Annotated in this window: 16 protein-coding genes and 1 pseudogene; 8 read left to right on the top strand and 9 right to left on the bottom strand. The window is 43.1% G+C overall.

The window, feature by feature from the left end; all coding sequences use genetic code 11:
* On the top strand, positions 1-256 hold a 256-nt coding region (locus B092_RS0109475; protein ID WP_211208959.1), incomplete at its 5' end, for a zinc ribbon domain-containing protein.
* 64 nt (positions 257-320) lie between these two features.
* On the opposite strand, the gene B092_RS0109470 is transcribed toward B092_RS0109475, so the two are convergent.
* The 7 genes from B092_RS0109470 to B092_RS0109440 all read right to left on the bottom strand — a co-directional run bounded on the left by B092_RS0109470 (position 321) and on the right by B092_RS0109440 (position 10,876).
* On the bottom strand, positions 321-983 hold the full coding sequence (locus B092_RS0109470; RefSeq protein ID WP_018575003.1) for an RloB family protein: 663 nt from the start codon (positions 981-983) through the stop codon (positions 321-323).
* 10 nt (positions 984-993) lie between these two features.
* Positions 994-2,250 carry an AAA family ATPase gene (locus B092_RS0109465; protein WP_018575002.1) on the bottom strand — a complete coding sequence of 419 codons (1,257 nt, stop codon included), beginning with the start codon at positions 2,248-2,250 and terminating at the stop codon, positions 994-996.
* A 214-nt stretch (positions 2,251-2,464) separates the two neighbouring features.
* Positions 2,465-3,985: a sodium/proline symporter PutP gene (gene putP / locus B092_RS0109460; RefSeq protein WP_018575001.1), complete on the bottom strand. Its 1,521-nt coding sequence runs from the start codon at positions 3,983-3,985 to the stop codon at positions 2,465-2,467.
* A 98-nt stretch (positions 3,986-4,083) separates the two neighbouring features.
* The gene (putA, locus tag B092_RS0109455) at positions 4,084-8,061 is read right to left on the bottom strand and encodes a trifunctional transcriptional regulator/proline dehydrogenase/L-glutamate gamma-semialdehyde dehydrogenase (RefSeq protein WP_018575000.1); all 3,978 of its coding nucleotides are present in this window, start codon (positions 8,059-8,061) and stop codon (positions 4,084-4,086) included.
* Between the two features lie 198 nt (positions 8,062-8,259).
* Positions 8,260-9,072 carry an aspartate dehydrogenase gene (locus B092_RS0109450; protein WP_018574999.1) on the bottom strand — a complete coding sequence of 271 codons (813 nt, stop codon included), beginning with the start codon at positions 9,070-9,072 and terminating at the stop codon, positions 8,260-8,262.
* 33 nt (positions 9,073-9,105) lie between these two features.
* Complete coding sequence (locus B092_RS0109445; protein ID WP_018574998.1) at positions 9,106-9,480, bottom strand: glutaredoxin family protein; 375 nt, start codon at positions 9,478-9,480, stop codon at positions 9,106-9,108.
* 25 nt (positions 9,481-9,505) lie between these two features.
* Entirely contained in the window at positions 9,506-10,876 is a 1,371-nt protein-coding gene (locus B092_RS0109440) for an FAD-binding oxidoreductase (RefSeq protein WP_018574997.1), read from the bottom strand.
* Positions 10,877-11,127: 251 nt separating this feature from the next.
* Between B092_RS0109440 and B092_RS15150 the strand changes: the two are divergent.
* Positions 11,128-11,481 (top strand): annotated as a pseudogene (locus B092_RS15150) (3-oxoadipyl-CoA thiolase); the annotation flags it as partial.
* A 39-nt stretch (positions 11,482-11,520) separates the two neighbouring features.
* Here the strand turns inward: B092_RS15150 and B092_RS16140 are convergent.
* Together B092_RS16140 and B092_RS0109425 are read right to left on the bottom strand one after the other, a co-directional pair.
* Positions 11,521-11,871 carry a Fic family protein gene (locus tag B092_RS16140; RefSeq protein WP_018574995.1) on the bottom strand — a complete coding sequence of 117 codons (351 nt, stop codon included), beginning with the start codon at positions 11,869-11,871 and terminating at the stop codon, positions 11,521-11,523.
* Between the two features lie 235 nt (positions 11,872-12,106).
* Positions 12,107-12,979, bottom strand: a complete 873-nt coding sequence (locus B092_RS0109425) for a LysR substrate-binding domain-containing protein (protein WP_018574994.1) — start codon at positions 12,977-12,979, stop codon at positions 12,107-12,109.
* A gap of 172 nt (positions 12,980-13,151) precedes the next feature.
* Between B092_RS0109425 and B092_RS0109420 the strand changes: the two genes are divergently transcribed.
* From B092_RS0109420 to B092_RS0109395, 6 genes are all read left to right on the top strand, one after another.
* Complete coding sequence (locus B092_RS0109420) at positions 13,152-13,682, top strand: TRAP transporter small permease subunit (protein WP_018574993.1); 531 nt, start codon at positions 13,152-13,154, stop codon at positions 13,680-13,682.
* A gap of 2 nt (positions 13,683-13,684) precedes the next feature.
* Positions 13,685-14,974 carry a TRAP transporter large permease gene (locus B092_RS0109415; RefSeq protein ID WP_018574992.1) on the top strand — a complete coding sequence of 430 codons (1,290 nt, stop codon included), beginning with the start codon at positions 13,685-13,687 and terminating at the stop codon, positions 14,972-14,974.
* A 41-nt stretch (positions 14,975-15,015) separates the two neighbouring features.
* Positions 15,016-16,047, top strand: a complete 1,032-nt coding sequence (locus tag B092_RS0109410) for a TRAP transporter substrate-binding protein (protein ID WP_018574991.1) — start codon at positions 15,016-15,018, stop codon at positions 16,045-16,047.
* Between the two features lie 14 nt (positions 16,048-16,061).
* Positions 16,062-16,439 (top strand): cupin domain-containing protein, encoded by a 378-nt coding sequence (locus tag B092_RS0109405; RefSeq protein WP_018574990.1) that lies wholly within the window; start codon positions 16,062-16,064, stop codon positions 16,437-16,439.
* A 77-nt stretch (positions 16,440-16,516) separates the two neighbouring features.
* Complete coding sequence (locus B092_RS0109400; protein WP_018574989.1) at positions 16,517-17,707, top strand: CaiB/BaiF CoA transferase family protein; 1,191 nt, start codon at positions 16,517-16,519, stop codon at positions 17,705-17,707.
* Between the two features lie 262 nt (positions 17,708-17,969).
* The coding region (locus B092_RS0109395) for a transposase (protein WP_018574988.1) at positions 17,970-18,163 on the top strand (194 nt) is incomplete at its 3' end.

Here is an 18,163-nt window from a genome sequence, read left to right as displayed (position 1 = left end):
AAACACCAGCCGGACTTGCCCCTGCTGCGGCTATGTTGCCAAGGAGAATAGGCGTAGCCAAGCGTGCTTCAAGTGTATGGACTGTGATTTTGAGGAAAACGCTGACGTAGTCGGCGCGATCAATGTGTTAAGGGCGGGACACGCCCGGTTAGCTTGTGCAGAGACTTCGCCTGTAGGTAAGGGCGTCGGGCCAAGAACCCACCGAAGCGAGTCAGGCGATGGTCGCCTGAACGCCGTAGGAATCCCCGTTCTTTAGGGCGGGGAGGATGTCAACTTTAGCCTCAATCACACCTGTGCTTTTCAGGGTTTGCAGCAGGTTTTTAGGTTTTTATATTTTGTATGCGTTCAACAAGGATATGGATATGTGTACTGGGATTGTCAGTATTAAGATTTTGATGGCTTTTTAAAATGCGTTTAGCATATCCTATTGCTGTTGGAACTTGCTCATATAGTTCAGTATAGATAGACTTTTTCTCTTTGGAATAAGAGGAAAAATATTGTTTAAGCTCTCGTGTCACTGCTTCAGCAGCACTCAAGCCATCTCTGTCATAAAAAGGTTTATCAGTATAGGCAAAGTGTAAAATTAACCAGTATTCAAAACATGGGACAGAAGTAATAGCGAACCATTCACCATTGTGCGTTGTGTTATGTATACGATTTATTGCTTGTTGGTAGCTTGTATGCTGATCTTTGTCGAAAACACAATACACAGCATCAAAGGGATCTCCTCTGCGGGCTTCTTGCCTAACTAACTCCTCAGTGCGTTCGACCAATTTATTTGGATCCAGACCTGTGCCTTCAACCTTAATATTGAGCGTATTGATCTTATGAAATCGCTTGGCGTCTTCAAAATAATACGGTTCTGACTTACTACCTTCACAGACAATTAAAATCTTCTCATAAGGCTCTCTTTTGCTCCGCTCACGCTCGAGAGAACGCTTAGTACGCGCTTTTCTTTTATGAAATAAATCTTCAGAGCCCATAGTCTCCCTCCTACATGAACTCTTCAATGAATGGAGTTGCCCCATATCTACCGCTCAAATAAGCAGCTTCCAAGTTTTGATGGCCCTTACGAACCTTAAAGTCAGTGAGTGGATAAAGTTGCGTTGCTTGTTTAGCATCTTTTTCGCAAAACCAAATTTGATCGCGACGAAGGAGCTCGGAATCTAGCTGATTTGTATCATGCGTTGTAAAAATTAATTGTGCATTATTAGGGTTACTATTTGGATGATTAAAAAGCTTGATTAGGAAATGTACTAAATGGGTATGCAGACTATTGTGCAACTCATCAACAAATAAAACATAACCGTTTTCTAAGGCATCCAGCCAAGGACCAATTAAGCAAAAAAACTTTTGTGTTCCGTCTGATTCGTCCTCAAATGAGAATTCTACTGTCTGACCTTGATTGTCAACGCGTTGCATCTTGATTGATAATGTGCTGTCATTTTTATTAGTAGAAAGGAGTATTTTCCTAAGCTCTGCGGGCAGTTTTTCGGGGATTGATTCCTCAAGTGGAATATTATCAATGGTCACATCAGCTAAGTGATTATCGACTGCTCGGAGATGATTGAGAATCTGTTCTTTATTACCTGTCCTGATAGTTTCGGCAGTGACGAATGGATGAATGCCCTTGACTCCAATAAAGCGTAATGTTTGTTGGAACCAATCAAAAATAGGTTGTAACTGCTGACTGTTGAGTTGTACAGCAGTTGAGAGGAATAAGGCATTTTCTCGAGTGGATTTTTGCCAAAGCGACTTTTCTCCCTGAAAGTAATTGCCAAAATGCCAGATATGTTTTTGTTGCTTGTCATCCCAGACACGCTGAAACCACGTCTGAGCCTGTCCCTTTGGAAAAGCAAATAGCCATTCATCATGAATATGCTCATTGGTAGCGGAAAAGCCGTACTGATATCGTACACCCTCGGCAATAAACTGTACTTCAAACTCAGAAGGCAATGCGCGGCTCATAGAATCCAGCCTAAAGGGAACAATGTCTAGTTTGTCGCCACGTTGAAAATTAACAGATCGTAAAACCAGATAACGCATTTTATTCAAGGCGATTAAAAAGTTAGATTTACCGCTTGAATTAGCACCATAAATAGCCGCAGAACGTAAAACACGATAACTCCGTGCCGCCTGAATATGAGCGACATGAGAATGTTCATGCTCTTGACTGCTATTGGCGATTAAACTGAGTGTTTGCCGTTCAGCATAGGAATAGCAATTAGCAATAGCAACTTCTAATAACATCTCTCTTCCTCACCTAGTCGTCAATTAAGATAAAAAATAAACAATTTAATCAAGTTAACATAAATATAGAACTTATTTGCAAATGTTTTACAAAAACATATCAAATTTTAGTTTGATAGAAGTTTTTTGATTTAAGGCGTTAACTCCCACCAATAATAAAAAATCTCGCTACCTACAAAAAGATAGCGAGATTTTTATTCAGATCAGGTTGTGTTTATCGGCGAGACTCTGCCATCACGCGGTCAACCTCATCAAAAGTTTCCATCACCGTAGACGATGGTTTTTTATCAAGTAAACTGACCACTACGATGGCGATAGTCGATAGGATAAAGCCGGGAACGATTTCGTATAATGTGCTGTTAGCGAAGTTTTTCCACAGTAGCACCGTCGCAGCACCAACTACCATACCTGCAAAGGCACCTTTGGCTGTTGTACGACGCCAGAAAACGGAGAAGATAATAAGCGGACCAAAGGCGGCACCAAAACCTGCCCATGCGTAACTCACCATACCTAAGACTTTACTTTCAGGATCGCGGGCCAAGTAAATAGCAATTAAGGCGACAGCCAAGACCATTAAGCGACCAAACCAGACAAGTTCAGTTTGACTTGCGCCGGGACGAAGGAATGGCTTATAAAGGTCCTGAGTTAGAGAGCTGGAGCATACTAATAGCTGCGCAGATAGGGTACTCATGACAGCGGCTAAAATCGCAGCGAGTAATAAGCCGGCAATCAGCGGGTGGAAGAGCAGAACAGAGAACTCAATAAAGACACGCTCAGGGTTATCTAAAACACGGGCGGCAGCGGCTTGCGTAGCAGGATCGGTCAGCGTTTCAGGGTTTGAGAAATAAGCGATACCGAAGAAACCGACAGCCACCGCACCGGCCAAGCAACAAATCATCCATGTAATACTGATTCGGCGTGCTTTAGGAATACTCTTGACCGAGTCTGCCGCCATAAAGCGGGCGAGAATGTGTGGCTGACCAAAATAACCTAAACCCCAAGCAAGCGATGAAATAATGCCGATGGCCGACACACCTTCAACCAAGCTTAAACTTTGCGGATTGAATTGGAGGCTGGTTTCTGTGGCCACGCCGAAACCGCCGATTTGGCTGAGTACAATGATTGGCGTCAAAATCAAGGCAGTAAACATCATGGAGGCCTGAATTGCATCCGTCCAACTGACCGCTAGGAAGCCACCGATAAATACATAGGCGATGGTAAAGAAAGCACCTAACCACATGGCAGTGACATAGTTCCAGCCAAACATACTTTCAAATAAACGGGCAGAGGCAACCACCCCGGAAGCACAATAGAGTGTGAAGAAAATTAAAATAACAATCGCCGACACAATGCGTAGTAAGTTTGTACGATCTTCAAAGCGGTTAGCAAAGAAGTCAGAGAGAGTGAGAGAATTACCCGCTGCTTCCGTGTAAGCGCGCAATCGACCGGCAACTAAGAGCCAGTTAATATAGGCACCGATAGTAAGCCCGATGGCAATCCATGACGCGGAAATACCGACTGAGAAAACCTCACCCGGTAAGCCCATTAAGAGCCAACCACTCATGTCTGAGGCGCCGGCTGCTAAGGCGATGACGAATGGCCCGAGACTGCGACCGCCTAAAATAAAATCGGATAAGTTTTTAGTCGAACGGTAACCTAAATAACCGATCAGCATCATACCGACAATGTACACCGAAAAAACGATGAGGATGGAATTACTGACTGCACCTTGCATATCACTTTCCCCTTGAGTATTAGAAAAATAAAGTTAAAAATTTGTTGTTTTCGAGGCCTATTTTAGCCAGAAAGTTATGTTTAAAGCTTTTTTAAGTCTTAAATCATCGCCATCAACGTGGCGTTGCCTCCTGCTGCCGCTGTATTGATGCTCAGTGCGCGTTCAATACATAATCTTTCTAAGCGATAGTTTTGTCCTTCTTTAAGAGCCTCCGAGCTTAGAATTTGTGGTTGAATAATAGCTGCTCTATAGCGAGCTAAGCGTTGAGCCAATGGTGCTAGCTGATCGCTATCGCCTTCAAGTAAAGCAGCTCCTAATATTAACTGTGGATTCTCGAGTAGCTCATCTAACGCTGTTGCTAACTGAAAATGCGCTTGCAGTGATTCAGGTAGTTGCGTCAGAAAAGCGGTTATTGCACTATTTTTTTCAGCTAAGAAGAGTGCTTGGTTAGCACTTGCTAAGCAATGAGCCAATTGGATTTTAGCGCCCAACTCTGTGCTAGCTCGACATAAAACGATGCCGCGAGGCAATAGACTATAAATATTATGTTCGCCGGTTGGTCCGGGTAATTCCTTCTCAATGCCAATCAGGTGACGGTCAAAAATCGCTGCTACACGCTCAGCGTCATTACTTCGACCGTGTTCGTCAAGCCAAGCTCTGAAAATGTCCATTGCTTGCAAGGCTGGATGCGCAGATTTTTCGTTGATGGTTGATGGCAGGCTAAGAACCGGACTTTGTTGAACTAAACGTAGTAGATACAAAGGACCACCCGCTTTGGGACCCGTGCCGGACAAGCCTTGACCGCCAAACGGTTGAGAGCCGACCACTGCCCCAACGATATTGCGATTGACATAGACATTTCCCGCATTGATTTGTGCGCTTAGTCTATCAATACGCTCATCAATACGCGAGTGAATACCGAAAGTCAGGCCGTAGCCGTAGGCGTTAATCTCATCAATCAACTCGTTTAAGGAACTTCGTTGGTAGCGTAAAATATGCAGTACCGGCCCGAATACTTCACGGTGTAGATCGCTCGCCTTGTTAACCTCAATAATGGTCGGCGTAATAAAAGTTCCATGCTTGGTGTCCGCAGGTTCGGCGAGTTGCTCGATTTTAAAGCCTTTAGCGCGCATATCCTCAATATATTGAGCGATACCTTGTTGTGCTTCTGCATCAATTACCGGACCGACATCCGTATGCAGTTGATCGGGGTTACCCAGGCGTAATTCGTGCATGGCGCCACGTAGCATGGTGGTGATGGAGTCGGCTACATCTTCTTGTACGCAAAGCAGACGTAAGGCTGAGCAACGCTGACCGGCAGAATCAAAGGCGGAGTTAATCACATCTGCGGTGACTTGCTCTGCGAGCGCTGAAGAGTCCACAATCATCGCATTTAGGCCACCGGTTTCAGCAATTAATGGAATCGGTTGGCCGGCGTTTGTTAAGCGTTGAGAAAGGCTATCAGCGATACTGGTGGCGACCTCAGTTGAGCCCGTGAACATCACTCCTTTAATGCGTGGATCAGCGACCAACGCGGCACCAATATCTCCTGCGCCGGGTAGTAACTGTACGACTTCCTTGGGGATGCCTGCGTCATGCAATGCCGCAATCGCAGCACCGGCAATCAGAGGAGTCTGTTCAGCTGCTTTAGCTAAAACGACGTTACCTGCTGCCAGCGCGGCACTCACTTGTCCAAGAAAAATAGCTAATGGGAAGTTCCATGGGCTGATGCAGACGATAGGCCCTAATGGTGGGTGGGTATCAATTTCAAAGTGTTCAGACACCTGACGGGCGTAATAACGTAAAAAGTCCACTGCTTCACGTAGTTCAGCAATGGCATTAGCGTAGCTTTTGCCTGCTTCTCGGATGGCTAAAGCGATAAAGTCAGGTGTTTTGGCCTCTAATAAATCGGCGGCCTTAAGTAAGCAATTGGCGCGTTCAATCGGTGGTGTCACCGCCCAAATGGGGGCGGCATGTTCAGCCAGGTTGAGCGCTTGGTTTACGTCTTCTTGTGAACTAAAAATTACCTGTCCCACTTTATCGCGATGATCGGCAGGATTTAACACATCTAGGGCGCGCTCTTGTGTGAGCGATGACCATTGTGTCGGATCCGTTCCTTCTTTAAACGTGCTTGGTACAGCGATGTGTGGCTTGGCGGTGCTTGTCAATAGACCGGCGGACAGTGATGCTAAGCGATGTTCATTTGAAAGGTCCAGGCCTTGTGAGTTAAGACGATTTTCTCCTTGCTCTATAAATAAGTAACGAGGCGCCGGGATTAATGGATGTGGCGAGCCAATAGGGTGAATTGCATGACATTGCGCGACGGGATCAGCAATTAGGCTGTCAACCGAGATGCTTTTATCAGCGATTTGATTAACAAAAGAGGAGTTTGCACCGTTTTCTAATAAACGACGTACCAAATACGCTAATAACGTTTCATGTGAGCCGACGGGAGCGTAAATACGGCAGGATCGATTTAACTTACCGGCTGTTATCGGACCAATGACCTCTTCATAGAGCGGTTCGCCCATGCCGTGTAAGCATTGGAATTCATATTGACCTTTGTAGTAGTTATTGCCTGCCATATGATAGATGGCAGCGACGGTGTGAGCATTATGAGTCGCAAACTGAGGGAAAATGTATTCCGGTTCCTCGAGTAATTTGCGTGCGCAGGCAAGGTAACACACATCGGTATATACTTTGCGCGTATAAACAGGGTAACCCTCTAGGCCGTCAGTCTGTGCACGTTTAATTTCAGTATCCCAATACGCACCTTTGACTAAACGAACCATAATGCGACGCTGAGTGCGGTGAGCTAAATCAATGATGTAATCAATCACATAAGGCGCGCGCTTTTGATACGCTTGAACTACAAAGCCGATACCGTTCCATGCCGCCAATTCAGGTTCGTGACAGAGGCGCTCTAATAGATCGAGTGAGATTTCTAAGCGATCCGCCTCCTCAGCATCAATATTAATACCAATATCGTACTGATGTGCCAGCAATGTTAACTCCCGCAGGCGAGGGTAGAGCTCATTCATTACGGTGTCATATTGGGCACGTGAATAGCAGGCATGTAGGGCGGATAGTTTGATTGAAATGCCCGGACCTTCATAGATACCAAGGCCAATCGAACTTTTACCAATGGCGTGGATTGCCTGCTCATAAGCAGCATAGTATTTGAACGCATCGTCGTCAGTCATTGCCGCTTCGCCCAGCATGTCATAGGAGTAATTAAAGCCCTTATTAATCCATTTGCGGCTGTTAGCGAGCGCGTTGCTGATATTTTGACCGCAGACAAAATGCTCTCCCATCAAGCGCATGGCACGATCAACACCTTGTCGGATAAGCGGTTCGCCACCTTTGCTAATCATGCGTGAAAGTGCTGAGGACATGCCTTTTTCACTATTTGTGGCGACTAACTTGCCGGTGATCATGAGCCCCCATGTGGCGGCATTGACAAATAACGAGCCGGAAGAAAGGTGTGATTGCCAATCGCCACGGCTGATTTTGTCGCGAATGAGGGAATCGCGACTGGCTTTGTCGGGAATTCTGAGCAGTGCTTCCGCTAGACACATTAGGGCGATGCCCTCTTGACTGGAAAGAGAATATTCATGAATCAGACCATCGACACCGCCGCTGATTCGTTTGTTGCGTAAAGACTCCACTAATTTACGTGCAGTGCCCTGGATAGTGTCTTTTTGAGGACCGGGGTCGGCCAAGCTTAGTAGCATGGGTAAACACTCAGTCTCCGCACGTCGGTAGGCAGAGGTAATGGCTGAACGTAAAACCGATTGAACGGCAATTTGCTGAGCAAAATCTAAGAAGGGTTGCACTGTCTCATGGTTGACCGGACTCAGACCAGACTCTTCCAGCTCAGTAAGGGTCGTCGTCGACTCAGCCGTGAGTGCATGTTGCAAACTGGGCGGTAAGCGACCCGCTTCAATTTCTTCCAGCATTGAATAAATAGATTGCTTGATAAACCAATGTTGTGTGCGTCCGATGCGATTAGCAGCGTGGCGGATACGCTCCCTTAACTCCGGATCAACTTTAACACCTAGGGTGGTTGAGCTCATAAAAGTCTCCATAAAACTTGGTTGCACCCTATAGGTTTAAAAGTTGCAACCTTTTACATTTGATGGTTGATTTTTGCGCTTATTGGGGTTGTTAGCAATCCGCAATTACCCTAGATTATTTTATGAATATAAAAAAAGAATATAAAAAAAGCCGGTGTAAATGCAGTCACCGGCTTCTGAGGGGCTCATCAAGAATTGCTAAGCGATTTTGGTATGAGCAAATTCTTTTTTAACCGTGGCAGCGATGCTTTGTGCCACAATCCAAGAGGATTTTGGATTATTTGGTGAGGGGGTATTGCTGACTTGCAGACGCATTTCGCCAAACTCGCTTTTCACTAAAATATGATGTTGATTTTGACTGAGTGACGGGTCAACAAGCACGCGAACATGGGTCTTATCCATGCCAATACCGGCCAAGGCCAAGGTCGCTGCAACATTTAAGTTTTGAGGGTAACGTTTAGCGGCTTCCGCAGCAGAGCCTTCAAATAGCACGAATGTCTGCTGAACTGACTCAGGCGAGATGCCCAACGTCGCTAATTCCGGTAGCCACGCGGCCACCGGCTTGCGCGACTCGTAAGCGATCTCAATCTCTTCAGCATCTTTGACGGACTGAATATAATCTAAGCCGGCAATGGCACCTGACGGTAATAAAATACGGTGATTACTTTGCTGAGCTATATTGAGTAGCTCAGCGTATAAGTCTGCGTTAGCGAGCGCGCCGATTGAGCTGATCAGCACATCAGCGCCGGTACTAAGGCAATTAGGGAGGTATTGAGCAACCGCTTCTTGTCCTGCCGCTTCGATGATAAAATCCGCACTAAAGTCCCAGAGTTGAGCGATGTCTTGCGTGAATCTGGCAAATACAGGCAGTGCCTTTTTCTCACTGTCGCAAGGAGTCGAGCGCCTGAGGATTAACACCTCAACTTGATGTTCGCTAAGTAACGGCTGTAGCGCTTGAAGTGTATCCTTGGCAATAGAACCATAGCCGATGATCGCGAGGCGTTTAATCATTAGTGTCTTTCTCCCTTTGTCTATATGCGGTGCTTAGAGATGGGCAAAATTCGACTCTAAGTAGTTAATAATATCCTTAGATTCGTACATCCATCGCACCGTACCATCTTCTTTTTCAATGCGTAGGCAAGGCACTGTACGCTTACCGCCACCACTGATGAGCTCTTGCTCGGCGATAGGATCTTTGTTGACGTCTACGGTGCGTATAGGTAAGTTCAGTTTGTGCATGGTGCGACGTACTTTGATGCAAAAAGGACAACCGTGGAATTGATACAACGACATCTTGGCGGTCTGAGCTTCGACTACCTGCTGCGCCTCACTAGTGCGCTTCTTTTTGGCGGGTCGGGTGAATTGATCAACGGTGGCGACTACGCAACCTAATCCATTTCTTAATGCTTTTGCAAACATATATTTTCCTTAAAAATTAAATGATTTAATCAATAACGCGCCCATTGTTAAGCGCATTGTTTGGATTCAGCAAGTTACGAATTTGTGCCATCACCTTCAGCTCTTCCTCGCTGCGGCTATAGTGTAAAAATGGCTTTTTAATCATACCGATCCCATGCTCGGCGGTGATACTGCCATTGTATCTTTCGGTGATTTGATAGACTAATTCCTCAACGGGCATAAAGTCCTCTTCACGCATTTTAGCAGTAGTTAGGTGCAAGTTACCATCACCTAAGTGGCCAAATAGCTGACATTCGATATCCGGGTAGTCCCTAGCAATGGCGGCTTCAACTTCATCAATAAAACGTGACATATCCTTGAGCGGAATGCCGATATCAAAGGCCAAATAAGGCGCACGTGCCCGCATCGCTTCTGCTGACGCATCGCGTAAGGTCCAAAGCGCTTGTGATTGACTGATGTTTTGAGGGAGGATGGCGTCATCGGCTAACTCCTGCTCAAGGGCTCTTTCTAAAAAGTGTTGGAAGTCGGCTTCGAGACGCGGACTGTCTGCTCCTTCGATTTCTACCAAGACGTAATATTGATAGGCACCATCAAAAGGTATTGCGCTACCGGTCACTTCTGACGCCACTGTAATGTAGTTTTTCCACATGACTTCAAAGCTCGATAACTGTGCCATGCTCGCGCGAGAAAACTTAAGTAAATCAGTGATTTGTTCAAAACGATTCATCGCTAAGAGTGCAGAGTAACGACGTTCTGGTTTGGGAAAGAGGCGCAACATCACCTTGGTGATGATACCAAAACGACCCTCTGTACCAATAAATAAATGCTTTAAATCTAAACCGGTGTTGTTTTTAATAAGACGACGCAGCATATCAAGTACCGTGCCATCGGGAAGAACCACCTCAATGCCCATCACTAAATCACGTGTTGTGCCGTAGCGAAGTACGCGGTTACCACCGGCGTTGGTGCTGACATTACCGCCTATCTGACAACTGCCGCGCGCACCTAAATCCAATGGAAAGTACCAGCCTTTAGACTCAACTAATTGACAGACTTCCTCGAGCACCATACCGGACTCAACACATAAAGTACCGCCAATCTCATCAAATTCCACCACTTGCTTCATTTGTCCAAGGTTGATGATCACCTCACCATCTTGCACCGTGGCACCCGCAGCCAAACCGGTCAAACCGCCTTGGACGACCGCTTTGATGCCGTATTCTGTGCAAGCGCTCATGATACCCGCTACTTGCTCTGTGGTTTTTGGTCTAAAAACTGCTAAAGGCTTGCCGGCTTTGATGTCGGTGAAATCAGTTAAAAACTGTGTATAAAGGCTTTCGTCAGTTATCAAACCAAACTCGGTGGCAGCTTGGAGAAATTGCGCATGTTGTGTCATTATCAGATCCTTCTTTTATATTGCTCAATGAAAATCATTTTACTAATTTCGCAGAACAAAAAGCTTAAAACAGCTTTTTAGAGACTTATGGGTCAGTCTTCAGCAAATAAGCGATGGTTCTACGTTATCAAAGAAGGTGTTTGAGCTGAGTTCACCTGTGTTTTAAAAGAGCTGTATTCATTCTAAGGCTTGCTGATTTTAAGCATTTACCCATAGATATTCGGCATTTTAGGTTATATTGAACAGTTACTTTATTAGCGTCTGAAGATGCAGTAGAAAAATATGCTTTAAGTCCAAAAGCTCGCGTGGTGGCGATGGCTACTGCTGGTCTTGCTCCACGTATTATGGGATATGGCCCAACCTCAGCGGTCGAAAAGTGTTTGCTAAAACGGGATTAAGCATGGCTGATATGGATGTGATTGAGCTAAATGAAGCCTTTGTCCCAATGGAGGAGCCATTGCTTTAGGTCATCCCTTGGGTGCTTCCGGGGTACGCTTGATAACAACAGCCATGCATCAATTGCAACGCACAGGCGGTCGTTATGCGCTATGTGCTATGTGTATTGGGGTGGGCAAGGTGCTGCGGTTATTATCGAAAGGGTTTAAGTAAATGATGGGTTGTTCTTGGTTGGGGTGAATAAGGTCTCAAAGATTGGATTTGTCGTTCAATAATGTCCGTACACGCGTTTTCCCATGTTTGGTCAGTCGATAAGTTTGCTCTGGACTAGTCGGCTTGTCTGGCAAAGTCATTTCAATTAACCCTTGTTCTAACGCCGGATTTAAATAGTTTTCTTTAAGTGTTTGTCTATGTTTAAGACCTAAACTCAATCGTAATTCTTTTAGAGATAAGGTGTGACTTTGTAAGAGAAGTAATAGATTCTCCACGTTAGTAAGTGGAGAGTCTAGGTCGGTAGCTTGGTCGGTAACTGGGTTTATCAGATGGTACAAGGTTCGTTCTTCAGTGAAAAAGCCGACTTTTATGTAGGCATTAATCATTAAGTAGTCAGGGTCAGTATGAAACAGTAGTGCTGCCTCTAAGTTGCTGCTTAGTGCTTTTCTAGTGAGTTCATCTGTATTGGCAGTGAAGTCAGATGTGTTTAGCCTCTTGCTAGCTTCAACTTCTCTTTACGATCGCAATGAAAGCCGTAAAGTCAGGAAGCTTACCTGTGACTTAATAGTGATTGTTACATAACTTTATGCAGTAGATAGAGAATGGTTTTTTATTTAATTACTAGTTATAGCTAGATATCCAGTTACAAAAAATATCAAGCTCAGGTTTGTTTTGCCCTGATTCGGGCCTTACCAAATAATAAGTATACTTACCCAGATCTAGTGTTTTATCGAAAGGTAAAACCAAATTCCCCTTTGCAAGCTCAGTTGTTATTAAATCTAATTGCCCCATGCTTATTCCCTGACTTTGAATTGCTGCTTGATAAGCTAGGATCGAGCTTTCATACTTTTGCCCTGAATAAGAGTCCATATCTGAAGGTCCAAACTCTGACAACCATTTATCCCAATCATCGGGTCTTGCCTGTACATGTAATAAGGTATAGTGACGCAAATCATCAATAGAGCTTAATAACTTGGCTATATGAGGCGAACAAACAGGTGCAATAACGTTGTCTACGAGTCGAAAAGATTGCATTCCGGGCCAATTTCCAGAGCCTAATCTAACAGCGGCATCAACGCCGTCCACATTAAAATCAATCCAGCGTGAAGTGGTGGCTATATCAATCACTATGTCAGGATATGAGGCATAGAAATCTGCAATTCTAGGTATTAACCAATTGACTGAAAAAGTTGAGTAAGACCTTAATTTTATAATTGTTCTTTCTTTAGTTCGCATAACATTTTTAGTGCCCTTGCGTAATTCTGCTAAAGAACGTTGCACATGATACAGATAAATTTCACCCTTTTCAGTTAACTCTAAACCCCATTGATGTCGTGTGAATAAGTCACAACCCAAAAATAACTCTAAACTTTTGATTTGTTTGCTAATTGCTGCCGGGGTAATAAAGAGGATTTCCGCAGCCTTGCGTATACTCGAGGTTTTTGCAGCAGCCTCGAATGCTCTTAAATTCTTTAAAGAAGGTAATTCACGCATAAGAGTAATCCAGTGTTAACTAATAGTTAACATTATACGTATAAAAATTCAATTGACCCTATACCTATTAATACTTACGATTAATTAAGACTGATAAATAAAAATATTTATAAATATTACTTTTCAGCGATAAAAAATAAAAATTATTAGTGCCTTTTGGAGACAACCAGCTATGAATAAATTTATTAGCTGTCTGGAGGACATATTAGTCAATATTGCTGCTGCATCATTATTTTTAATAATGATGGTAGTTGCGGCTGATGTGTTTCTCAGATACATGTTTAATGCGCCATTAGCTTGGTCATATGATTTGATTTCCATGTATTTGATGGTAATCCTTTTCTTCTTTGCTTTATCAAATACATTGCGGGTCGATGCGCATATCGCAGTGGATATATTGCATATAAAAATTCAACCGAGAACGAGACATGCCTGTTTAGCTATAGGTTATTGGTTAGCGCTCGGGGTTTTCCTTTTGGTGTTGGAACGGTCTTTAATTGAGACTTGGAGTAGTTTCATAAACAATGAAGTGTCTGATGGCCTAATAGCATGGCCAATCTGGCTGTCATGGATTTCGGTTCCTATTGGTGTAGCCTTACTTTTACTGAGAATAATATTTAGAGCCATCGGTCACAGTCTTTCAGTCATAAAAGGTGAAGACATTATTGAATTGCCTCTTGTTTCAGGTCACGAAAAGGAATAAAAATGATTTTACTGACTTCTATTATTTTGCTTTTTGTACTTTTAATATTAGGCACACCTGTAGGTTTCACCATGGCGGTTGTTGGCTCAATAGGCCTTTGGCAGTTGCTGGGTTTTAATGCCATGCTTGGTGTGCTGACAACTGCACCACTATCTGCGGCAAATTCATACGAAATGATTACAGTCCCTATGTTTTTGCTTATGGCTGAATTAGTCATACTCAGTGGATTAGCCGACAACCTCTTTAGCGCTGCTGCAACGTGGTTGGGACGAGTGCGTGGAGGGCTTGCAATAGCGACTACCTTAGCTGGTGCTGGTTTTGGAGCTATTGCGGGCTCTAGTACTGCTTCCGCGGCTACGTTAGCCTCCACGACAATACCTGCCATGACTAAACAGGGCTATGAGTCAAAATTTTCCTGCGGAGTGGTTGCAATATCTGGCACTTTGGCCATGTTAATACCGCCGAGTATAGCTTTGGTTTTATACGGATTGATTGCCGATGTAAATATTGGTCAGCTGCTTATTGCTGGAGTCATTCCTGGACTACTGGTCACATTTACGATTATTTTAACAATATGGATAATTGTGTTGTTTATACCTGGTACTGCTCCTGAAGGGCGTGGCTACACGTGGCAAGAAAAAATATCAGTGCTTAAAGCAGCAGGTCCTTTGTTATTTTTATTTGCGGCTGTGACGGGTGTTATTTACACCGGTGTAGCAACTCCAACCGAAGCGTCCGCATTAGGAGCTCTAGGCGCATTTATTTTAGCCATGATAAAGCGCAACTTTACAGCAAAACAGTTGCGTCACGCTGTAATCAGAGCAGCTCAAACGAGTTGTATGGTGCTACTAATAATCTTAGGTGCTCAAATCTTTGGTTATTTCATAGCTCTTACGCATTTCACACAAGATATGATCACATGGGTTCATGGCTTAGGTTTATCTCGCTGGCTAATAATTGCCATGGTGCTAATCGGCTTACTGATCCTCGGTTGCTTCATGGACCAAATAGCCATACTTTTTCTTACGGTTCCAGTCTTAGTGCCACTAATTAAAGCCTATGATTTTGACCCATTGTGGTTTGGTGTAATTATGATAGTTACAGCAGAGCTTGGCATGGTTACACCACCAGTAGGCATGAATGCATTTGTAATTGCTAGATACACAAATCGGCCATTAACAGAAATATTTAGTGGAGTTACACCTCATATCTTTGCTCATGTGCTAGTTATTATTTTGCTAGTAGCCTTTCCTGAAATTATTTTATGGCTACCAAGAACTATGAATAATTAAAAAATATTTACCAATATTAAATTAAAAATTAGGAGACAATTATGAAACTAAAATTACTTGCGAGTGCTGCTGCAACTCTAATGGCATTTGCGATGCCTGCGCATGCTGAAATACCTAACATAGAGCTACGAGTTGGTGATTCGTTGCCGCCAGATCATATTATTAGTCAAAAGTTAACTCAAGCGTGGTTTGATGCCGTTGAATCTAAATCAAATGGAAAAATTAAAATTAAGCATTTTCCAGCTGAACAATCAGGAAAGGCTAAAGATTTATTGTCGTTAACACAAACAGGAGTTCTAGATATAGGTTATGTAGGACCTGCTTATGTTGCAGATAAAATGCCTTTGTCAGGTGTTGCTGAGTTGCCCGGAATGTTTACAACTTCGTGCCAGGCAACCAATGCCTATTGGTCCATGGCGCAAGAAGGAGGTTATTTTTTTGAAAATGAATACAAACAAAACAAAATTAGACCCTTATTTCTTACTGTGCTGCCACCATATCAGCTAATGATTAGTAATAAGAAAAATATAGAAAGCCTTAAAGATTTTGGAGGATTAAAAATTAGAGCGGCTGGTGGTGCGCAAGAGTTAACTCTGAATCAAATTGATGCCGTTGCCGTGAAAATGGCTCCTCCAGAGATTTATGAATCGATGTCCCGAGGCACGATTGATGGTGCATTGCTTCCTTTTATAAGTATTGAATCTTATAAACTTTCTCCGCGAGCCCATAGTTCCACCTTAGGTGCCAACTTTGGGGCAGTGATCGTTACTTATTCAATTAGTGAGCGTAAATGGCGAAGCCTGCCTAAAGAGGTGCAAGAGATTTTAGCCCAAGCTGGAGATGAAGCAACTAAACAAGCTTGCGTTAGTTTTGATGAAGAAGAACAGAAGGTATATCAACAATTAAAAGAACAAGGTGTAAATTTTATTCAGTTTGAAGGTGCAGATAAAGAAAAAATTGAGTCCGTTATGAAAGAAGTTTCTCAGAACTGGGCAGAAAGACTTGATAAACGTAATAAGCCAGGCACCGAAACTTTGAATAAATTCACAGAAGCTTTAGCAACACAAATGTAACTTAGGAGTTTTCAATGACTAAACCATTTTTTATACGCATGGAAGATGTAACACCTTATTCACCGGCTAACCATGAAGGTACAAATAACTACAGAGTGATCAGTGATGAGACTGTTGGTGCCAAAAACCTTGAAGTCTTAATAGGCGTAATTCAGAAAAATCAAGGTGCATTGCCACACGCTCATCCTACCTTAGAGCAAGTGTGTTATCTAATGGAGGGTACTGCAGTTGCCGAGGTTGGTGGAGAAAAAAGAGAAATGAAACCTGGGGATTTCTGCTTTTTTCCTGCAGGAGAAAATCATATATTTACGGCAACTAGTGACACGCCGGTTAAATTAATGGTGATTTACTCTCCACCATATGGAGAAGACCCGAGTAAAGTTATTAGGTAATTTTTATACCTTACCGACGACTCTTATATAGTCGGTAAGGGTCTATTTATTTGCAAACTATTAAATCTGGATACGTAATGAACATGCAAGAAAATGAAGATGGTGCATTAAGAGGCATTAAGGTCATTGATTTGACAACAATAATTTTTGGTCCATATGCCTCCTTAATACTTGCTGACTACGGTGCTGATGTGATAAAAATTGAAGCCCCCAATGGGGATTCAACTAGAAATACTGGGCCATGTATTGAAAAAGGACTGTCAACATTATTTTTGGGAGTTAACCGAAATAAGCGTAGTGTTGTTTTAGATTTAAAGCGTAAAAATGATTTAGACGCATTATATAAATTAGTAGCAACAGCAGATGTATTTATGCACAGTATACGTCCGCAAAAAATGGAAAAACTGGGTTTAGATCCTAAATCTCTCATGAAGTTAAATCCTAAGTTGGTGTACGCAGCTTTGCATGGTTTTGGCAATGGAGGAAGCTATGCAGGCCAACCAGCGTATGATGATACGATACAAGGCTTGAGCGGTATTGCTGATTTAGTTGGTCAACAAACAGGTACACCGAGGTATTTACCGACCATAGCAGCTGATAAAACTAGTGCTCTATTTGCTGCGCATGGCATACTTGCTGCCATAATAAAAAGGCAGCGAACCGGACAGGGCCAATTTGTTGAAATACCCATGTATGAATCAATGGTTTCATATCTATTAGTGGAACATTTGTATGGGCATCATCTACCAGAAGCAAATGAACAGATTGGCTACCCTAGAGTTCTCAGTAAGTGGCGTAAACCCTATGCTACCAGCGACGGTTATATTTGCATGATGCCGTACACTGATGCGCATTGGAAAAAGTTTTTTAGTGCAATTGGTAGAAAAGACCTAGCAGATGCTGATGACTTTAAAACAATTAGTGCTAGAACAAGTAATATAGATAAGCTATATGAATTGACCGAAAGCATTACTAAACAAGAAACTAACAAATTCTGGTTAGAGCTATGCCATAAACTAGAAATTCCAGTCACTCCAATCAATAGCATAAAAGATCTTGAACAAGACCGACACTTGCAGGATGTTGGTCTTTTTATAGATATAAAAGATGAACAATCGAATAAATATACATTTACTCGTAATCCAGTATTGATAAAAGGTAGCTCGGTGAAAGCAAAACTACCGCCAAAACTTGGTGAGCACACAGCTGAAGTTCTGCGAGATATAGGGTTATCAAAAGAAGAAATTGATAGTATTATCAATCGTTAGCTGAATTAATTTTGAGCTTGTCTAATACAGTCTTTGAAAAGAAGAATCGCTCGTTTCATATAATAAGTGTCAATACCATAATTTAAATTATAGGGAGCGATTCTTACTCCTTTTTTTGCTAAGTAAATTTATCTTATATAGTCTGCGGTATCCAGTTTTGTTTGACCAATCTGTCTCGCGTAATCTCAATCTGAGACCTTTGCAATAACCCCTCAAACTTCCTAAAATATAGCTTGTTTTCTTGCATTCTTACTTTAGTCCTATGAGTAGTTTCTTTCAACAAACCGCCAAAGCCCGTATTGCCAAACACCTTGATCGTTTTCCGTTACTTAAGTTAGATCAAGTGATTGATTGGCGACCGATTGAATGCTACCTCAATTCACAAAAGCAGCGTCGATTGACGACTCAACAAGGTCGTCCGAGTTATCCCGTGCTCGCCATGTTTAAGGCAGTCCT

It is taken from the genome of Oligella ureolytica DSM 18253 (assembly GCF_000373745.1).
In the GTDB taxonomy this organism is placed as follows: Bacteria; Pseudomonadota; Gammaproteobacteria; order Burkholderiales; family Burkholderiaceae_B; genus Oligella; species Oligella ureolytica.
The sequence above is the reverse complement of the archived record's forward strand: the minus strand, read 5'-3'. Positions and strand labels throughout refer to the sequence as shown.

Coding starts and splice junctions, on each gene's coding strand:
- B092_RS0109420 (WP_018574993.1), top strand. CDS start 13,152: ATGAATAAATTTATTAGCTGTCTGGAGGACATATTAGTCAATATTGCT.
- B092_RS0109465 (WP_018575002.1), bottom strand. CDS start 2,250: ATGTTATTAGAAGTTGCTATTGCTAATTGCTATTCCTATGCTGAACGG.
- B092_RS0109440 (WP_018574997.1), bottom strand. CDS start 10,876: ATGACACAACATGCGCAATTTCTCCAAGCTGCCACCGAGTTTGGTTTG.
- putP (WP_018575001.1), bottom strand. CDS start 3,985: ATGCAAGGTGCAGTCAGTAATTCCATCCTCATCGTTTTTTCGGTGTAC.
- B092_RS0109405 (WP_018574990.1), top strand. CDS start 16,062: ATGACTAAACCATTTTTTATACGCATGGAAGATGTAACACCTTATTCA.
- B092_RS16140 (WP_018574995.1), bottom strand. CDS start 11,871: ATGATTAATGCCTACATAAAAGTCGGCTTTTTCACTGAAGAACGAACC.
- B092_RS0109410 (WP_018574991.1), top strand. CDS start 15,016: ATGAAACTAAAATTACTTGCGAGTGCTGCTGCAACTCTAATGGCATTT.
- B092_RS0109425 (WP_018574994.1), bottom strand. CDS start 12,979: ATGCGTGAATTACCTTCTTTAAAGAATTTAAGAGCATTCGAGGCTGCT.
- B092_RS0109400 (WP_018574989.1), top strand. CDS start 16,517: ATGAACATGCAAGAAAATGAAGATGGTGCATTAAGAGGCATTAAGGTC.
- B092_RS0109450 (WP_018574999.1), bottom strand. CDS start 9,072: ATGATTAAACGCCTCGCGATCATCGGCTATGGTTCTATTGCCAAGGAT.
- B092_RS0109415 (WP_018574992.1), top strand. CDS start 13,685: ATGATTTTACTGACTTCTATTATTTTGCTTTTTGTACTTTTAATATTA.
- B092_RS0109445 (WP_018574998.1), bottom strand. CDS start 9,480: ATGTTTGCAAAAGCATTAAGAAATGGATTAGGTTGCGTAGTCGCCACC.
- B092_RS0109470 (WP_018575003.1), bottom strand. CDS start 983: ATGGGCTCTGAAGATTTATTTCATAAAAGAAAAGCGCGTACTAAGCGT.
- putA (WP_018575000.1), bottom strand. CDS start 8,061: ATGAGCTCAACCACCCTAGGTGTTAAAGTTGATCCGGAGTTAAGGGAG.